Source organism: Roseivirga ehrenbergii (assembly GCF_001593005.1).
In the GTDB taxonomy this organism is placed as follows: Bacteria; Bacteroidota; Bacteroidia; order Cytophagales; family Cyclobacteriaceae; genus Roseivirga; species Roseivirga ehrenbergii.
In genome coordinates, this window is the sequence record NZ_LQZQ01000049.1 from 380297 (window position 1) to 397803 (window position 17507).

At 39.7% G+C, this 17507-nt stretch carries 16 protein-coding genes; 4 read left to right on the plus strand and 12 right to left on the minus strand.

The genetic code is table 11. The features are described from left to right. Positions 1–126: 126 nt before the first annotated feature. The 10 genes from MB14_RS16055 to MB14_RS16100 form a co-directional block, all read right to left on the minus strand. The gene (locus MB14_RS16055) at positions 127–1254 is read right to left on the minus strand and encodes a glycosyltransferase (RefSeq protein ID WP_084376114.1); all 1128 of its coding nucleotides are present in this window, start codon (positions 1252–1254) and stop codon (positions 127–129) included. A 69-nt stretch (positions 1255–1323) separates the two neighbouring features. Continuing rightward, the gene (locus tag MB14_RS16060) at positions 1324–3360 is read right to left on the minus strand and encodes a GumC family protein (RefSeq protein ID WP_062593381.1); all 2037 of its coding nucleotides are present in this window, start codon (positions 3358–3360) and stop codon (positions 1324–1326) included. Between the two features lie 3 nt (positions 3361–3363). After that, entirely contained in the window at positions 3364–4065 is a 702-nt protein-coding gene (locus tag MB14_RS16065; protein ID WP_062593383.1) for a TolC family protein, read from the minus strand. A gap of 5 nt (positions 4066–4070) precedes the next feature. Further along, entirely contained in the window at positions 4071–5240 is a 1170-nt protein-coding gene (locus MB14_RS16070) for an acyltransferase family protein (RefSeq protein ID WP_062593385.1), read from the minus strand. 3 nt (positions 5241–5243) lie between these two features. Continuing rightward, positions 5244–6005: a sugar transferase gene (locus MB14_RS16075; protein WP_062593387.1), complete on the minus strand. Its 762-nt coding sequence runs from the start codon at positions 6003–6005 to the stop codon at positions 5244–5246. A 228-nt stretch (positions 6006–6233) separates the two neighbouring features. Continuing rightward, complete coding sequence (locus MB14_RS16080; protein ID WP_062593389.1) at positions 6234–6605, minus strand: VOC family protein; 372 nt, start codon at positions 6603–6605, stop codon at positions 6234–6236. A 36-nt stretch (positions 6606–6641) separates the two neighbouring features. Continuing rightward, a complete protein-coding gene (locus MB14_RS16085) occupies positions 6642–7532 on the minus strand; it encodes a hypothetical protein (RefSeq protein WP_062593391.1) in 891 nt (296 codons plus the stop codon). A 234-nt stretch (positions 7533–7766) separates the two neighbouring features. Next, positions 7767–9818: an LruC domain-containing protein gene (locus tag MB14_RS16090; RefSeq protein ID WP_084376115.1), complete on the minus strand. Its 2052-nt coding sequence runs from the start codon at positions 9816–9818 to the stop codon at positions 7767–7769. Positions 9819–9830: 12 nt separating this feature from the next. Further along, positions 9831–10226 carry a response regulator gene (locus MB14_RS16095; protein WP_062593395.1) on the minus strand — a complete coding sequence of 132 codons (396 nt, stop codon included), beginning with the start codon at positions 10224–10226 and terminating at the stop codon, positions 9831–9833. A 376-nt stretch (positions 10227–10602) separates the two neighbouring features. Beyond that, positions 10603–11004 (minus strand): response regulator, encoded by a 402-nt coding sequence (locus tag MB14_RS16100; RefSeq protein ID WP_062593397.1) that lies wholly within the window; start codon positions 11002–11004, stop codon positions 10603–10605. 391 nt (positions 11005–11395) lie between these two features. Between MB14_RS16100 and MB14_RS16105 the strand changes: the two genes are divergently transcribed. After that, positions 11396–12970, plus strand: a complete 1575-nt coding sequence (locus MB14_RS16105) for an N-acyl-D-amino-acid deacylase family protein (protein WP_062593399.1) — start codon at positions 11396–11398, stop codon at positions 12968–12970. Positions 12971–12973: 3 nt separating this feature from the next. Then, positions 12974–14083 carry a serine hydrolase domain-containing protein gene (locus tag MB14_RS16110; protein WP_084376116.1) on the plus strand — a complete coding sequence of 370 codons (1110 nt, stop codon included), beginning with the start codon at positions 12974–12976 and terminating at the stop codon, positions 14081–14083. Positions 14084–14494: 411 nt separating this feature from the next. Here MB14_RS16110 and MB14_RS19145 read toward each other — a convergent pair whose 3' ends face one another. Together MB14_RS19145 and MB14_RS19150 are read right to left on the minus strand one after the other, a co-directional pair. Then, positions 14495–14752 (minus strand): hypothetical protein, encoded by a 258-nt coding sequence (locus MB14_RS19145; RefSeq protein WP_246032564.1) that lies wholly within the window; start codon positions 14750–14752, stop codon positions 14495–14497. 2 nt (positions 14753–14754) lie between these two features. Continuing rightward, positions 14755–14961 carry a hypothetical protein gene (locus MB14_RS19150; protein WP_246032565.1) on the minus strand — a complete coding sequence of 69 codons (207 nt, stop codon included), beginning with the start codon at positions 14959–14961 and terminating at the stop codon, positions 14755–14757. 143 nt (positions 14962–15104) lie between these two features. On the opposite strand from MB14_RS19150, the gene MB14_RS16120 reads away from it, so the two are divergent. Then, positions 15105–16418 (plus strand): TolC family protein, encoded by a 1314-nt coding sequence (locus MB14_RS16120; RefSeq protein ID WP_062593404.1) that lies wholly within the window; start codon positions 15105–15107, stop codon positions 16416–16418. Between the two features lie 3 nt (positions 16419–16421). Next, positions 16422–17495 (plus strand): efflux RND transporter periplasmic adaptor subunit, encoded by a 1074-nt coding sequence (locus MB14_RS16125; protein WP_062593405.1) that lies wholly within the window; start codon positions 16422–16424, stop codon positions 17493–17495. Positions 17496–17507 lie beyond the last annotated feature (12 nt).

Below are 17507 nucleotides of genomic sequence, written 5' to 3' on the forward strand. Positions count from 1 at the left end.
TACGATAACTGGAAGCTTTGCTTCGATAATTGACAGAAAGGGGAGATGAAGGGAATTAATTGATTAGGTGAGCGAATAAGTGATGCGGCTAATGAAAACTGATTGTGGAAATCAAAAACTGACATTCTAAATCTGTTTTTCAAATTCATTAGCCCGTGCTTCCCAGCTGTTTTGCTGCGCGAAGTGCTTTCTCATTTGCACTTTGAGACGGTTGTTTGCTTGGATTTCCTTTTTCAAACCCTGAACGAAGTCTTCGGTGTTTTCTGCAACGTAAATCAACGGATCGAAATCTGATAAATCACTGAAATCAGTGGTAATAACAGGCTTACCCATGGCCATGTACTCATTAATTTTTAGCGGATAAATGGCTTTTGTAAGCTCGGTTTTCACAAATGGAATAATACAAGCGTCCCAAAGTTGAATACTTTCTGGTAGTTCTTTTTGAGGTACAGATCCGCGAAAAACAATGTTCTCAGGTAACTTCTCAGGAAGTTCCGCCTTCACTGGGCCGAGCATTTCAAAATTAAGACTAGGTAAAGCCTTGGCGGTTTGAACTAGTAAATCTAGATCAACACGTTGATCGATGGCGCCAACATAGCCTACTTTATAACTTTTGGTGAGTTCAGAGCTTTCTGACCTAAAAATGGAGAGGTTAACACCATTCTTTACACATGATACATTGGCGTGTTTGCCAATAAACTTCTGTTTTAACTGTTCCGAAGTAGTGATAATTCTGTCACATTGATCGATATATTTTGATTCGTATTCAGCGCCCCACTTACTGGCCCATTCGGTTCCGGAAATTTCATCGTAGCAGTAGTATGTACGCTCTATCTCTCCCCAATATTTTCTGGTAAAGAAACCATAAATAGGGTTGAAGGCATTTACTAATACCGTGTATTCTTTGTTTACCGTTTTCAATATCTTCTTGATGCTCAAGCTGATAAACCAGGCATTAATGAACATGACCAAATGGAAAATAGCGGCATTATTAATCCAGTTGACAGGAATTACCGGCATGGCATTGTAAACTTCAACCAAACCATTTTCGGTTTCTATTTTTCTAGTTCTATTTTTTTTGCCTAATACCTGGCTTTTAGGTATGAACTTGTTTCTCAACACATCTTTCCAGGTATAGTGGTAATCGAGCATAATTACCCTGTGATCTTTGGCCAACCTGGTCATAATCTCCATAGTGGATTTTATGTAGGGGGTGTCCCAAGCAGGGAAACTATGACATATAATTGTTTTCATAACTGATTTCTTTTTAGGTGAATGCTATTCAACTTCTCTAATTCTTTCTTCTCCCGTGCATTTTAAGCCTTAGCTCAAAACGGCTTTCACTTTTCTTCTTAACCAGCTTCTTTTCCTTGGTACTTCACCAATCACATCTTCCATAATGTCTGTTCTAACCCCATTGAGGAACACTACTGGCTTTTGACCTACATATTTTTTGTACACTTTCAGTGCATGTTGATCGGCTTCGGTCCATTTTCTATCTGCTTTAGCAACTAGAATGTGGATGTCGCCATTTTTCACTTTGTCATGACCATAAGGATTGTTTAGAATTGAAGGCAATTCAATCCAGTTGAATTCATTTTCATCGAAATGCTTTCCAATAAATTTTTGAGCATTTTCAATCAATGTAGTTTTACCTTCTTGGTTTTGAATGCTGAAGACTACTACATTCTTTTTGCCTGTGGTCTTTTTGCCTGCTATTCTCAATTCTTGAACAAATAAGTTCATGGCTTGGTCGGTAATGGTATCGAAATCGATATTAGATTTCTCTACATCTTTGGGCAGTTTAGGCATGAGGCCTGCTATTCTTAGCCCAGTTTTCTCTGCAGTATTTTTAGGACTCTTCAAGCTACTATCCATAAATTCCATCCCGATAACCGCACTTGATGGAACGACCAACCCTACCATGAAGGCTAGAATCACCATCATCGAAGTTTTTGATTTTTCTGGCTGAGCAGGGTAAAACGGTTTGTCGATTACCTTTAAGTTGCTCGACATTAACATATTGTATTTGTCAAGCCTAGCTTGGTTGTAGCTGCGTAAGTTTTCTAAATATTCTCTTTCAGCTACATCAATTTCTCTTTCTAAACGGGTAAGGGTAGAACCTAAAGGCGCAAAGCGATCATAAATAGCTTCGTATTCTTTTTGGCGTACTTTCATTACTTCCAGTTTTGCAGAAGATTCCTCTCTACTAATCACATTGTTCAACCATTGGGTCAAAAGATTGGTAGTGGGAACCCCATCAGAGGTTTGAGTTACCGCAATAACCGTTTTCGTAGATGCAATCATTTCGGCCTTGAGGTTTTTTATTTTTGCTTCAAGGTCTCTTTTCTTAACAAGCGTTTGTCTATCTAAAAGACTATCGTTTGTGATGGTAATTTCTGTAAGCTCATTGGTGAATTCTGCTATTTTCTTCTGGTTGTCGGCAATTCTTTCTTGAATTACAGGCAATACACTTTTGTCGTCAATTTCTAACTCAATACGGTTTATGGCCGATTCTGCTCCCGCTTTTATTTTCAACTGATCTTGAAATTGTTTGTCTAGTTCCTCCTTATTTCCAGAAATAAAGCGGGTTTGTTCGTAGTAGTTGATGATTTGATTTTTCACTCTGAAATTCAATAAATCGTCTTCTGCTTGCTTTAATTTGGCCAAGGTATTGGCGGTTGCTTCTTCAAAGAATAGAATTACCGATTCCGTTTGGCCTTCTTTTGTATCTAACTGACTTTCCATGAAAATATCAGTGAGGAATGACAAGGTGATTTGGCTCATGTAAGGGTCAATAGAAGCGTATTCCATACGGATCATATCGCTATTGCCTTCTCTAACTACTTTAATGTTTTCTAATTGATCTAGACCAAAAAATAGATTTTTGGAATAAGTGAGTTCATAAATGGCATTCTGCTTATCGGCTTCTCTTAGTTCAATTATCTTTTGCTGAACTGATTTTAAAGAGTCTCTTCCGCTTATTTCTACTTCAATATTTTCTAAACTGGTTTCGAGTACTTCCTGATTTCCTTTTAAAATTGGGTTTTCCCCTTTCGATCTCTCTAAAAGTATATGGGCCAATAACCTGGCGGAAAGCTCCTTTTGCGTTTCGAATGAAGTGGCCAAATTAATAAGGTTCTCCATTTCGTTATTGGTGTAGGCGTAATCGATTCTCTCGCCATTATTACTTTCAATATTATACCCAGAAATAAGTCCGGTATTGAGTAAGGTATGGCTTTGGTATTCTTGCTTTGCATCTTTGGTAAACCAAAATACAAGAAAGGCCAGGCACAGTGCGGTAAGGCCAATGTAGGCCGAAAAGCGAACTAATAAACGAACGATTTGAACGAAACTCATGGCTTATCGAATTATAGGTGACCCAACCAATTGCTCTAAGGTTTTTAAGGTATACCAAGCATCGCTTTTGGTTTTTTCTAGTTCTATTTTAGAAGTAGTAGCAATGTCTAAAGCCATTCGGTAAGCGTCCATCTCTGCTTTTCCGGCTTTGAAATAGCCTTCGGTCAGCATCAATGCCGATTCGTTGGCTTGCATCTTTTCGGTTTGTAATTCTATAATTTTGAATGAAAGGCTAAGCTGATTGTAACGCTTGGTTACTTCTTCGGCAATTACTTTTTTGATGTCAGATTTTTGGTATTCTATTTCTTCAATCGCATACTTATTCAACTTGATTTTATTTTTTCTCGATACCAGTTCCGAAAATGGTAATCTGATACTAAGCCCTAAATTATAAGTAGCGTTTTGGCGGGTAACGAAAGTGTTTTGATTATCGCTTGAAGTCAATAGTTGATCAGAGATAACTCCATTACCGTAGTTATAGCCAGCGGTCAATGCTACATGTTGCAACCAGTCTTTTTTCGACATGGCCATTTCTTCCTCTTTCTGTAATTGGCCTGTTGTAAGGCGATGTACCGAAGGCGCATTTCTAAGGGCCATACTGATCAGAGAATCCAATGGTTTGATCTTGTCCATTCCAGTGGGAGTTTCCTGAGCATTTAGTGCCGTAGCACTGATCAATAATATAACTAGCAATAATTTTTTCATGGTTTCTATTTTTGAGTTTGAACCGCTTTCTCCGAAACAATACCTTTGATGCTGCCCATTAGATTTTTAAATCCGGCAGGTTTCATAAAGGGCTTTTCAATTGTTTTGAAGAATATCATGCTGCTAAATAACACGATAGGAATGGCGATAATCAGACTTATCGATAACTGTAACCAATAAGGGGATGAGTAACCAAACGAGCCGATAACTGAATAGAGCAATTCGAGCAATGGCAAGTGAATGAGGTAAATGGTATAACACATTCCACCAATGATGGTGATCCATTTTACGGACAAAAACTTGTTAAAATAGTGGCCATTAAAGCCTGCCATAAGCAAAAGAATAAGTGCCGAATTGAAGATTAATGTTTTGTAATATTCTTCCGTCCAGGTAAAGGCCATCACCAACAAAAGCACAGGAGCGAGGGCATCCCAAACCCAAGGTTTAATACGACCAATCGTTTTACGGTTGACATATAGATCTGCCGCTAACATGCCAATCAGAAAATGCTGCAAGTGGCCCAGTAAAGTGGCTTTGAGCGGATGTAAATTCCAACCCAATACGTATTGAAAGGTGATGTAAGCAATTAAGAAGATGATCAGAAAGCTTCTTCTCACAAAACCATCTTTCTGATTGAAATAGAGCAATGCAATAAAAGGAGCAATGAGGTAAAATTGAATTTCTACTTCCAGCGACCAGGCCACTGGATTGATAATGGAGTATTCTCCATAAATAATACTGTGGGTATAAGTTAATGTAGCAAAGTAGTGTACGAGTACTTTTCCAACACCTAAGTTACTCTGTAACAAAAGAATAAGAGCAAAGAAGCTGATCCAAAATACAAACGGAGGTTCAATTCTGGTAAGTCTTCTCGATATATACGTTTTGTAGCTTAATGTTTTGTTGCCTTTGGCGTAGGGCATGGTAAGTACAAATCCGCTTATGGCGAAAAATATAAACACACCAATTGTACCTCTGCTTATCAAAAAGGAAAGCATTTGTTCCCAGCCAGATTGATTTGAGGCACTAGCGCTATACTTTAAAAGTCTTTCGTTGGCATGCTGAAAAATAACTGGAGCTATGGCCAGAAATCTAAAACCATCTATAAAAGGAATGTAATTTCCTGAATTTGGGCTACGCAATAAGGAGTTCCAGAAGTCTATAAATCGTCTCATGATTTATACGTTTTCATGTTGTAAAGCTGCTAATGGAGTTTTGAAGAGAATCTTCATGTCCATCCAAAAGTTATGTTTCAGCGCATACTCAATGTCTAAATCGCATCGGCTTTCAGCACTCATCCCCGCTTTTCCGCGTTCGGTAACTTGCCATAAGCCCGTGAGTCCGGCAGGTGCCAAAAAGCGTCCTACGGTTTTATCTGTTGTTAATTTTTCTGCTTCATAGAGCGGCAATGGGCGATTGCCTACCAATGACATATCGCCAATAAGAATGTTAAACAGTTGTGGTAATTCATCAATACTTGTGTTTCTGATAAACTTGCCCACTCTCGTAATTCTTGGGTCGTTGTTGATCTTCACAAATGCCTTTTTGTCTTCTAATGCTTTGAATTGCTCATATTCCGATTCCTCAAATAATTCATCGTCCTTCACTAAAATATGATCGTGGTTAGAGTAAGCTATGATTGAGCGCGTCAGAGGTTTTGTTTTAATTGTTTGCGCTTCATCGTTTGCGTATTGGTTCAAATGCTTTAGCTGCTCCACCATTTGGTCGGCATCGGTGTGCATTGACCTGAACTTATAGAACTTGAAAATTTTATAGCCCATTCCTACACGGTAAGAGTAGTAGAAGATGGGGCCTTTGGATTCCAGCCTAATCAGTATCATGACCAATAGGAATAGGGGAGCCAAGCATAGGATAAGAATGCTGGTTACGGTGATGTCGAAGGCTCTTTTTACAAAGGGTACTTTTAATGAAGGTCTCATAGCTCTATTTTCTTTGATACAAAGCTATTCTGAATGAGGCCTCGGCTTGGACAATTTAGACGACTGCAGGGTTTTGGCAGTTGAATGAAATGAATTAGAAGATGTTGGTTTTGGGCAGTTTTATCTGATTTCTTTTGTTCTGCCCAGTCTATTTCAACAGCCCTTCAGTAATGAAGTGTTGACAAAATGATGAGAAGAGTTCTTAAATTAAAAGGTAAGGATCAGACCTTAAACATGCTGATCGATAAGTATTGCATTGCCGTCTGGATCTGTAATTACTAAACTGGCTGGACCAGAACTGTTTTCGTCTGCCGCACTTTGAAGCTCAATGCCTTTGCTTTTTAATTCCTTTTGTATGGCGCGGACATCATCAAAAGACTCAAGTTTTTGTGCGTTTTCGTCCCAACCAGGGTTAAAAGTGAGAATGTTATTTGGAAACATACCTTGAAAAAGCCCTACCAAGGCATTACCATTTTTCATGATCAAGTAATTTTTTTCTATATCTCCAGCAAATGCGGTAAAGCCTAGAGCTTCGTAAAAATCTTTAGAGGCCTTTAGATCTTTCACACTAAGGCTAACGGAAAATGCGCCAAGTTTCATAATACTGAATTTTGTTTAAAAAGGAAGATAGGGATTTTATTGCTTAGACTCAACGCAACCTGATGACAGCTCTTCACGATATTCGGCATGAAAACTTATTTTTTCGTTTTGAAACTCTTTCAGGTTTAACGTAGTGTACTTTTTTCCATTCACCATAAAGAATACTTCGTAATGAAAAAGAATATCATTCAGCAGTGTTACCTCACAGTCTAGGTATTTTCCACTGGAGTTGTTGGACACTTTACCTTCTGCATCATTTGGGTAATAATAGGGGAGAAAAAGCCTGCCTATGTTGGTTGAGTCTTTGGTTAATGAGCCAATACCTGAGGCTCCTTGAGCATCGATAATACCGTTTGCTTCTCTCCACGGAAAGTCAAAACATTCCACCATAAAGGGTACAAAATCAACACCTAAGCCATCGAATGAACTATCAAACTCTACATCTATATATTTGATATACATTGGTTTAAGCACGTTGTAATTCATGTAAACCATCTGAACGGGCTTTTTTCCTTCCAATACAAAATTGTCAGGAGTCACTATGCCAATGTCATATAAGGTATTTGGGTCATTCTGGCCGCCTGCTTTAAAAACTGGGGGCGAAGCGATATAATATTTAGCAACATAATAGGGCTTATTTGTTTTTGAGTCTACTTGATGCCCCACGGGTATGTCAGAGAGTATTTGGTTCGCTTTATTCCAACTGAAACCTTTTGGCCCGTTCCATAATTTACTGTCGATGGTAATATTTGTGTTGCAACCAAAGAGGGCCAGACTTTGAGTTTTTTCATGTGGAAGGGTGGTTTCGCCCAAACTAAAGTTTACATAGCCTGTTGTTTTTTCGAGCTCAGTGTTTTGGGCTTTTGTTATTGAATAAGCAAAGAAGAAAGGGATACTTAGCGCTAAAAATTTTAAACATGGCTTCATGATGGTTGGCTTTGGTAAATGAAAAAATGAATGTGTTATCACAGTTGATATAAATCAAACTTAACACATTTGGCGATTAATTTATGATAAATAGAGGAATAAAATGGTTGGTCTTTGGGCTCTAAGTTGGGGATAACCTAGTGAAATTGGTTTTCAGCTCATTAAGTTATAAAAAAAGAACCCCGACACTTTCATGCCGGGGCTTGGGTAGTGGACTTAACACTTCACACACACTTATTCACTACCCTTTGTGTACAGTTTTCCAACTTCTCTATATCCGTCTATACTTCTGTACCAATCCATGTAGCTATAGCCGCTGCTCTTAGCCCAATCACTAAATCTTAAATGTCCTTTTCTTATGTCAACACTTTCTTCAGGGTAAACGAAGCTTTCTGGTAAGTTAATTCCCCAAGGTAAACTTGTTTTCGACTTATAATAGTCGCCTCGTGATGGATCAGAGTTATCATCAGCTGTTCCAAAAAAGCTTTCATCTACTAAATCTGTTGGGGCGTAGCCCGGTAAGTGCGCTTCTCTACCTCTATTCTGAGATATTATAATAAAGGGGTTGTAAGGCACAGTACCCAAGTTTTCGATTGCCTTTGGGCTGTTGAATTTAATTGTCATACTCACAATTGATGGCTCAGCATGGCTTTCTTCATTTCGAGTATTGATAAAACCACTTGTCGCGAACAGGTCGTGTACATTGTCTGAAACAATAAATACTGCTTTGCGCTGGTTGGCCTCTGTTCCATTGGCATTGGTTTTAATAATTCCAGTGTTCAAAACATTACCCTCTGTGTTTAAAATATCACTTGCTATAAGGTCAATTGAGAAACCAAAACCGTTTCTATAACCTGCACCTGCGGCTCTTACCACAAACTTCGGTGCCATTTCAACCACATTGTTATTAGCATTCATGATATGCTTAAACTGGTAGTCTACTACCAAATCGTTAAAGTCATAGTCGCCCATATTTGGCCAATTGTCTTCAAAAGCAAAGGTGCCGTAGGTAGTAGAAGAAGGGTAGTAGCTGTCGTAGGCTTTAGTGCCATCGTTAGGATATTCATCAAGAGTATCGTTAATGCCATCGCCATCAGTATCTAAAACACCAGGTTTATCAATAGGACTGACATTGGTAGTGCTTATGGCCTTTACCGGGTTTGAGGATACAAATAATATGGCATCGTTGAAATCTTGATCACATTTAAAAGGAATGTCGTCTCTTCTAACGTCTTCAAAACCAAGTAGAAATAGTTCGTTCTCTTCGTCCCAAAGCAAAACATTGTGTTGCTTTAAGTTGTCGTCTGTTTCTGGGTTTAGGTTTTTATCGGCAAACACTACGTGGTGATAATCTTCCGATTTATTACCATCCCAACCATCGGCCAATAATACCAAACCAATTGAAATTCCTGGCTCGAAACGACCAATATTTACTTTGTCGCCAGTAATTAATCCACCACCACTGCCAGCGAATGATAAATTAGGAAAGGCTACATTGATTTGTTGTACATCGTTTAACGATTGGGGAGGTGTGTTGGTAGGATAGGTGTAGAAACCGATTGCGTTTCTCCATCCTGCTCCTTCATGTACAAAAGTCAACCAAACGTCTGCGGTTTCTACAAGGTCTAAAGTTGTTTTCTTTCCGTTGGCCAAATAGGTTGGGTGATAATCTGGCACGGGCAGACTTTCTGGTAATGATGCATTGATGTATTCTAAAATGGATGCGGAAACAATATCGCGCTCCGATTCTAAATAATTGGGCACCCCAGCAGAATTATAACCTCCCATATATACAATGGTAGGCGTGCTGTTGCTGAATGTAGTTCCTGCTGCTGCGTATCCTACTGAGCTTGTATTGGCTTCAGATAAAGTGTTATCAATTACTTGTGAGGGGTCAATTGAGCCGTTGTAGTTTAATGTGAGTGTATTCGATATGATTGGAATAGAAATGCTATTTGGAATGCCAATGTATTGGGCTTCCATTACCAACTCAGTTAAATGGTTCGCCAAAGCTATTTTCTGATTCAAAACTCCATCTTCATTTGTAAACCCAGTAATCAAAACCTGATCTGTTAATGGGTCTATCAATTGAATTTTAATACCTTTTAAAGGTGTACCTTGGGCATCCTTAAAAGTCAGATTGATTTGTGTAGATGTTACAGTTGTAAAATCGAAGTCAGCAAATTCTGATACTTCAACCGACTCTTCAATTACTTGGTCAAAATCTGGTTCTTTTACGCAACCCATCATTAGAAGCAGGCTAAGTAGTGCAGTTAATTTTTTCATGATTCTTTTTGTTTAGGCTACTTTTTGGAATCGAGTTCTTAACTGGCCAGACTTTAAGGCCACGTTTACTCTTAAACTGAGTTCTACAGGGCTGAATGGCTTGCTAATTGAATCGCTAACGCCAAGTTCTAAAGCGTGAATTCTTTGCTCGCTCTTGTCATTGTCGGTAAGAATAATCATTGGAGTTGTATTCAAGTCGGCTTGCTTTTTTAATTGACTTAGCTCCTGATACTCCTTGGAATTTTTGATTTGATAATCCGCTAATATTAATGCTACCTCGTTTCCTTCTAGCCACTCTAGAGCATCTGCTGGAGATTTAACAGCTTTAACACTATGATCATTCTCTAGGTAATTTGCCAAGAATAATCTCATCATTGTGTTGCTCTCTACGATTAATATAGTTTCCATTTTGCGTATTGTTTTCGTTTTCTTGAATCAAAAGTAGGGGGTGAAAACACGCTATTTCGGCAGAAAAGACGAACGGACTCTTTTCTTCGATAATGGGAGATAAACTGACGATAAAGAAATAGGTGAAATACTTAAGGCGGTGTTTGAAGCTCGAAAAAGTCGGTTGAAGGTGATTTTTTGGTCATTTATATACAGAATCACCTAAACCCAGCTTAGGTTTTTACTGCTTATTTAAACTTTGAACAAAAAATAACCCCGTCATTTTTATGACGAGGTCAGAAGGTAGAATGCCACACAAACACACACGTTTACATCTACCTAATAATTAATAATGACTGTTCTACGGAATGTAGTTTGCCGAATACGCTTTTTAGCTTTATGCGGCTTTTAATCGCTTGAAAACTATATCGAGAGAAGTACTCGTCAGCGGCTTTGCAATAAAATCAACTACCGAAGAGTAAAATTTGGCTTTGTTAAAGTCGGCCTTATCGGTCGAAGAGGAGAGTAGATAAATATCAAATTTTTTCTTGAGCTCAATATCAAAGTGGTCGAATTGATCTAAAAAGTCCCAGCCATCAAACTGAGGCATGTTAATATCGAGAAGTAAAATGATTTTATGGAAACTGGATTTTTCATCAGTAATGAAACTCATTGCATCCTGAACATTACTAAAGGAGATTACTTCAGCATTCTCCACGTTTTTTGTGATGATTACTTTAGATAGGAATTGGTTGATGGGATCGTCATCCACCGTAATAAATATATTGCTGTTCTGCATCTGTTCGTAATTTTCAAATTTAAAGAGGGGAATAATCCCAGATTTGAAATACAGCACAATTGTTTTGTTCGGGAGTAATAAGTGTTTGGTTTACAGTGGGTAAGCTATTGATTATGGCTTAATTATGTAAAATTAGCACTATGTACTTAGCAATGATACGTTTTTAAAGCCTTTAACCCTTCTTTTTTTATTTTTTTTCTCGTTCTAATTAAATAATCACCTCGCGAACAGAGTGTTTTTAATTGCAAAAGACCTTAAAGAACGCAAAGTTTATGCTTCGTTTTTCAAGACGTGGCTGAAGCTAAACTGCTTGATTATACAACCTCCCAACACATTCTAGCTGGGTATTTATCATATAAGTTGACTATCTTCCTTCTTCAATTTTAAGTCTATGTTTAAGAAACTACTTTTTGCAGCGCTCATTTTTTGTTTTATGCTATCCTGCGGTACATCAGTCTCTTACGACATCATTATTGAGAATGGAACTGTCTACGATGGCACTACTAACGTAGAGCAAGTCACCGACATTGGTATTAATGGAGATCAAATCGTGAAGATTGGTGACTTAAGCAAAGCCAAAGCCACCAAACGCATTGACGCAACGGGTTTGGCAGTTTCTCCCGGTTTTATAGATATGCATGCCCATGTAGAATCCATCATGCGGTTGCCCGCTGCGGAAAGCGCCATCAAACAAGGGGTGACCACAGTTTTGGGTGGCCCCGATGGTCGAGGGCCTTCGCCTATGAAGGTTTACCTTGATAGTTTAGAAGGCTATGATTTGGGTGTGAATGCCGCTTATTTGGTAGGGCATAACTCTATCAGAAGAGCTGTAATGCAAACAGATAACCGCGAGCCAACGGCTGAAGAATTAGAAGAAATGAAAGCTAAAGTACAAGAGGCCATGGACAATGGTGCTTTCGGTATTTCTACTGGGCTTAAATATGTGCCGGGGTCATTTTCTAAGGTTGATGAAGTGATTGCACTCTCAAAAGTGGCGGGCGAAGCAGGTGGTATCTATACTTCGCATTTAAGAGAAGAGGGTTTGGGTTTGCTGGATGCCGTGCAAGAAGCCATTATGATTAGCCGTGAGGCCCATATTCCAGTGATTCTTACGCACCACAAAGCCATTGGCCGACCGATGTGGGGTGCAAGTATAAAAACCTTGACAATGATTGATTCGGCTAGAAATATTGGTTTGGATATTATGGCAGACCAATATCCATATACCGCCAGTTCAACAGGTATTTCGGTGCTTATCCCTACTTGGGCAATGGCGGGAGGAACTTCGGCCTTGAAGAAAAGGCTAGAAGACCCTAAAACGAAAGAGAAAATCATTGAAGAAATCATGTTCAATTTAGAATTCGATAGAGGAGGTGCACAATTGGATGTGGTGCAGTTTGCTTCTTTTAAATACAAACCAGAATTAAATGGAAAGACTTTAAAGGATTGGGCCATTCAACGAGGGTTAGAACCCACTTTTAGAAATGGTGCCGAATTGGTGATTGAAGCACAATTGAACGGTGGAGCCTCTTGTGTTTTCCACGCCATTAATGAAGAAGACGTAAAACGAATAATGCAGCATCCTATGGTGATGGTAGCTTCAGATGGCTCACTGTTAGAGCCCGGAGTTGGACACCCTCACCCAAGAGGTTACGGAACATTCCCGAGAGTTTTAGGCTACTATGTTAGGGAAGAGGGCGTGATCAATTTGCAAACTGCTTTACGTAAAATGACTTCAATGCCTGCCGATAGGCTAGGCTTAACAGACCGTGGTTATATCAAAGAAGGCATGAAAGCCGATATTACCGTTTTCAATCCGAAAACAGTAATCGACAAAGGCACCTTCGAAGATCCGCACCATTATCCAGAAGGGATTGACTATGTGATTGTGAACGGAAAACTTACCATCGATCAAGGCGAACTGACCAGCGAAAGAGCAGGCCGAGTACTCAGAAAAAAACAATAATCTATGAAACGACTTCAAACTTCCGTATGGCGTAAATCAGCTTGGATGCTGCTATCGCTCTTTCTTTGGGTAAGTGTTTCTGCCCAAAGCCTTCAAGAACAAGCTGATTTAAAGCTCAAGGCTTTTGTAGAGGCAACTCAAGTTCCTGGTTTAAGCATCTCTATTTCTCAAAAAGGGCAATTGGTGTTTTCGAAAGGTTATGGCTATTCCGACCTTGAGAATAAAACGCCTGTGGACCCTTCCAAAACCAAGTTCCGAATAGGAAGCGTTTCCAAAACGCTCACGGCTGCTGGTTTGGCTTTGCTTTATCAGGAGGGGAAAATTGATTTAGATGTACCGATTCAAAAGTACGTTCCTGTTTGGCCAGAGAAGAAATATGAAATTACTTTAAGACAATTGGGTGGTCATATGGCTGGCATACGGCATTATAAAGGGAGTGAATTTTTGAGTGCAAAAAACTATCCTTCCGTTACGGATGGCTTGGCTATTTTCATGAATGATCCGTTAATCAACAAGCCCGGCACCACCTATTCCTATTCAAGTTATGGTTGGAACCTGATTTCTGCTGCAATGGAAACTGCCAATGCGGGTGAATTCTCTTTTCAAACTTCTGATTTTCTACAATTTATGCAGCAACAGGTGTTTGATAAATTGGGAATGGACAATACGGTTGCAGAATATGCCGATCGCCAAACCGCCAACCTCACCAAGTTTTATCAATTCAAAGATGGAAAGGTTGTGGCTGCACCTTATGTAGACAATAGCTACAAATGGGCCGGGGGAGGTTTTGTTGGGACCACAGAAGACCTCTGCGTTTTCGGCCAAGCTCATATGGCAGCTGGATTCTTAAAACAAGAAGTACTTGACGAGTTTATGACTTCGCAGAAAACTGCCGATGGAAAGACAACCAATTACGGAATCGGATGGTCTACCTATGCGCGTAACAGCGGCAATACATTTTATGGACACAGTGGAGGTTCAGTAGGCGGAATTACTTATTTCCTTATTCACAATGAAACCCAAACCGTTTTGGCCATCACTGGCAATATGGATCCGCTCAACTACAACGGTTTACAGTTCGAACTGATGGAAATGTTTGTGGAGGGGAAGTAAAGGTTTGTATTATACTTAACAAACTTTAGAAGCATGTTGGTGAAGAACACCAACAAGGGCTTTAACCTATGCTGCTTTTATATCAACAGGTCGCACCGATGGTGCTTAATTCGCAATCAATATTTTATTGCTACCAACAGGCCATCCCTACGGGATTTATGATGCACGTTCGCTAATCGGGTTAAAGTATGTAGCATTTATTGACGATTTACTATCCTTATTAATGTTAGAAGCCTCATTCCATTCATAAAAACTCATAGACTTGTTGGTGAAGAACACCAACAAGGGCAATGAATGAACACGAACTAGGGCCAGAGTTGCCAAAAGCTCCATCGGGGCGAACAGTTTGTAGTAGAAAAATTCAATTAGTTATTTGGTGAAGCCCCGTAGGGGTGACCCGTGCCCAACCCATCATTCCCTTGGAATATCATCATCAGGGTCATGGTCGTGTGGGCCAACGCCTGGCGGGTTGAATAAACCCCATCTGTCGATGACATAATCCCAAGGATCAAAGGCGGCTACCCAATCGATAAACAGCAGACGATATTCTTCGATTAAATCCCGCACCATATCAAAATAATGCGCCTCCTTAAAATCGAACATTTCCAAAGCATGATTCTGAACCATTAAATCTCTTGCCGATTTACGAATAATCGCTGCGGCTTCCATTTTTAAATCGTAAAGCCCCCACCAGAAGAGGCACCTGCTACTTTCACACTCAGCATCATTGCATCTTGAATCATAAATTGCTTGGTGTTCTGAAGTCTTGGATCATCATCGGGAATCAAGTCAGCGATTTTCATCACCAGCTCAAATATCTCCTTTCCCTTTCTGTAAAGTGGTAAACTTGCTGGGTCAATATGTTTTTCGTCTCTCATGTAATCTATGCTTTGGAAACCTCAAGTTATAGAACTTCCAAATAATCTTCAATGCAACGTCATAATCACAGGAGTGTGTAACAATCGTTACCAACTGCCATTCAGCGTCCATCTACCTTTGATCCAAATAAGGACAAAGCGTAATGAACAAAAAGGTTTTAATACTTCTCATAGCGGGTCACCTGCTGGCTTTTACGGCCAAAAGTCAAGACACGCTACTCATATCGAAAGATGATCTGGTACAACGCGTACTTCAGAATAATCTTCAATCAAAAATTGCCGAACAACAAACGGCCATGGCAAAGGGAGATCTGAATCAGTCGAAAGCACTGTTTCTGCCATCAATTTTAGCTACACAAACCTCCATGATGACCAACAATCCGCTCATGGCTTTCGGTTCTAAACTGAACCAAGAAAGACTCACCGCTGCGGATTTCGATCCCAACCGATTGAATGACCCAGATAGGATTGAAAACTATTCGGTAGAAGTGCAGGTATTGCAGCCGCTCCTCAATTTGGATGGTGTTTATCAGCGTCAAGCCGCGCAAATTCAAGTTGAAGCCTATGAATTGCAGGCCGCGCGCATTCAAGAACATATGGAAATGGAAGCCACTAAAGCTTATATGCAATTGCAATTGGCTTATGAGGCAGTGTCGGTTTTAGAACTCGCCAAATATACTGCCGACCAAGGGTTGAAGCTGATAAACGATTACTTCGATCAAGGCTTGATAAAGAGGGTCGATGTTTTGGATGTGGCCGTCAGACAAATTGAGGTGGAAAATCAGTTAAGATACGCCAAAAGCAACATTAAAAATGCTTCTGATGGACTGGCAACTCTGTTAGGAACTGACATTGACGGAACGGTATACAAGCCGCAATCTACTATTTCTAGCCGTCTACAAACCGAAGACTTTTCCAACCTTTTATCGCAGGATAGAAAAGATTTGGCAGCCATGAACAAGGCGCTTTTAGGGCATGAGAAAATGCTCAAATCGAATAAAATGAGCGCATTACCTAGAATCAATGCTTTTGGCAATTACCAGATGTACGACAATAACGCTTTTGGTTTTGGTGCTGATGGTTATTTGGTAGGCTTACAGATTTCATGGAATATTTTCGATGGAAACAAGAATGTGGGCAAAATTCAGAAAGCCCAAGCCATGGTGGATAAAGCCACAATCGAAAAAGAAAATTACACACAGCAAGCCCAGTTCGAACTGAACAAAACCAATCGTCAATTGGCGGATGCTGAAAACAAGGTGGAACTATCACAAAAAGCTTTTGAGCAGAAAGCCGAAGCCTATCGCATCAGAAAAGACCGATTTATGGAAGGTTTAGAGAAAACAGCCGACTTGTTGATGGCCGAAACTCAAATGTTTCAGAAGGAACTTGAGCACTTACAAGCCCTATTTGAATACAACTTAACGAAAGAATACTTAAGGTTTTTAACTAGATAAACGATGAAAACATACCAATATATACTTCTAACATTTGCGACATTCCTAACGGTAGGTTGTGGCACAACGGATCAAAAAGAAATCACTGAACTTCCTTCAGTGCCTGTAAAAGTAGCGCAAGTAAATGCTTCTGAAGCGGCAGGTTATATAGCTGCCAGCGGAAAAATTGAAGCAGGTCAAAATGCAAACCTAAGCACCCGAATGATGGGTAATGTTACTAAGGTTCATGTAAAAGTGGGAGATAAAGTAAGCAAAGGACAAACACTCATTAACATTAGCAATGCTGATTTAATCGCCCAAAAAGCCCAAGTGGAAGCCTCAATCATTCAGGCTAAAAGTGGTTTAAAGAATGCAGAAACAGACTTTCAACGCTTTAAATCACTATTCGAAAAGGGGAGTGCTTCGCAGAAGGAATTAGACGACATGACTACGCTATTTGAAGTAGCTAAAGCCAATGTAGAAGCTGCTGAGCAAATGAAAAAAGGAGTGGAGGCACAATTTGCTTATACCAATATCAAAGCACCTTTCTCTGGTGTTGTGGTCAACTCATTTATCAAGGAAGGTATGATGGCCAACCCTGGTATGCCACTTATAGCTTTGGAAGATGCTGAAAACTATCAAGTAGTCGCTTCTATTTCTGAATCGGACATCTCGGGCATTACTGAAGACACAAAAGCGATAGTTTATGTGAAGTCGATTGAAAAGGAGTTTGAAGGAAATATCATTGAGCTAAGTCCTTCGGCACAAAATACGGGTGGTCAATACTTGGTAAAAATTGCCATCAAAGAAGCTGACAAAGCACTACGTTCTGGCATGTTCGTGAACGTGAAGTTCGCTACAAATTCAACGGAAACCGAGCCTTCTCAAATTATGATACCAACCAGCGCATTGATCCAGAAAGGACAATTGACTGGGGTTTATGTAGTGACGGATGACAAAATCGCCATTCTAAGGTGGTTAAGATTGGGAAGAACCTACAACGATAAAGTAGAGGTGATTTCTGGACTTGGAGAAAATGAGCGCTTTATACTAAGCCATGAAGGCAAGCTGTACAACGGAGCTAAAGTTACATTTTAAGGCTTTTGAGTC

Coding starts and splice junctions, on each gene's coding strand:
- MB14_RS16055 (WP_084376114.1), bottom strand. CDS start 1,254: ATGAAAACAATTATATGTCATAGTTTCCCTGCTTGGGACACCCCCTAC.
- MB14_RS16060 (WP_062593381.1), bottom strand. CDS start 3,360: ATGAGTTTCGTTCAAATCGTTCGTTTATTAGTTCGCTTTTCGGCCTAC.
- MB14_RS16065 (WP_062593383.1), bottom strand. CDS start 4,065: ATGAAAAAATTATTGCTAGTTATATTATTGATCAGTGCTACGGCACTA.
- MB14_RS16070 (WP_062593385.1), bottom strand. CDS start 5,240: ATGAGACGATTTATAGACTTCTGGAACTCCTTATTGCGTAGCCCAAAT.
- MB14_RS16075 (WP_062593387.1), bottom strand. CDS start 6,005: ATGAGACCTTCATTAAAAGTACCCTTTGTAAAAAGAGCCTTCGACATC.
- MB14_RS16080 (WP_062593389.1), bottom strand. CDS start 6,605: ATGAAACTTGGCGCATTTTCCGTTAGCCTTAGTGTGAAAGATCTAAAG.
- MB14_RS16085 (WP_062593391.1), bottom strand. CDS start 7,532: ATGAAGCCATGTTTAAAATTTTTAGCGCTAAGTATCCCTTTCTTCTTT.
- MB14_RS16090 (WP_084376115.1), bottom strand. CDS start 9,818: ATGAAAAAATTAACTGCACTACTTAGCCTGCTTCTAATGATGGGTTGC.
- MB14_RS16095 (WP_062593395.1), bottom strand. CDS start 10,226: ATGGAAACTATATTAATCGTAGAGAGCAACACAATGATGAGATTATTC.
- MB14_RS16100 (WP_062593397.1), bottom strand. CDS start 11,004: ATGCAGAACAGCAATATATTTATTACGGTGGATGACGATCCCATCAAC.
- MB14_RS16105 (WP_062593399.1), top strand. CDS start 11,396: ATGTTTAAGAAACTACTTTTTGCAGCGCTCATTTTTTGTTTTATGCTA.
- MB14_RS16110 (WP_084376116.1), top strand. CDS start 12,974: ATGAAACGACTTCAAACTTCCGTATGGCGTAAATCAGCTTGGATGCTG.
- MB14_RS19145 (WP_246032564.1), bottom strand. CDS start 14,752: ATGGAAGCCGCAGCGATTATTCGTAAATCGGCAAGAGATTTAATGGTT.
- MB14_RS19150 (WP_246032565.1), bottom strand. CDS start 14,961: ATGAGAGACGAAAAACATATTGACCCAGCAAGTTTACCACTTTACAGA.
- MB14_RS16120 (WP_062593404.1), top strand. CDS start 15,105: ATGAACAAAAAGGTTTTAATACTTCTCATAGCGGGTCACCTGCTGGCT.
- MB14_RS16125 (WP_062593405.1), top strand. CDS start 16,422: ATGAAAACATACCAATATATACTTCTAACATTTGCGACATTCCTAACG.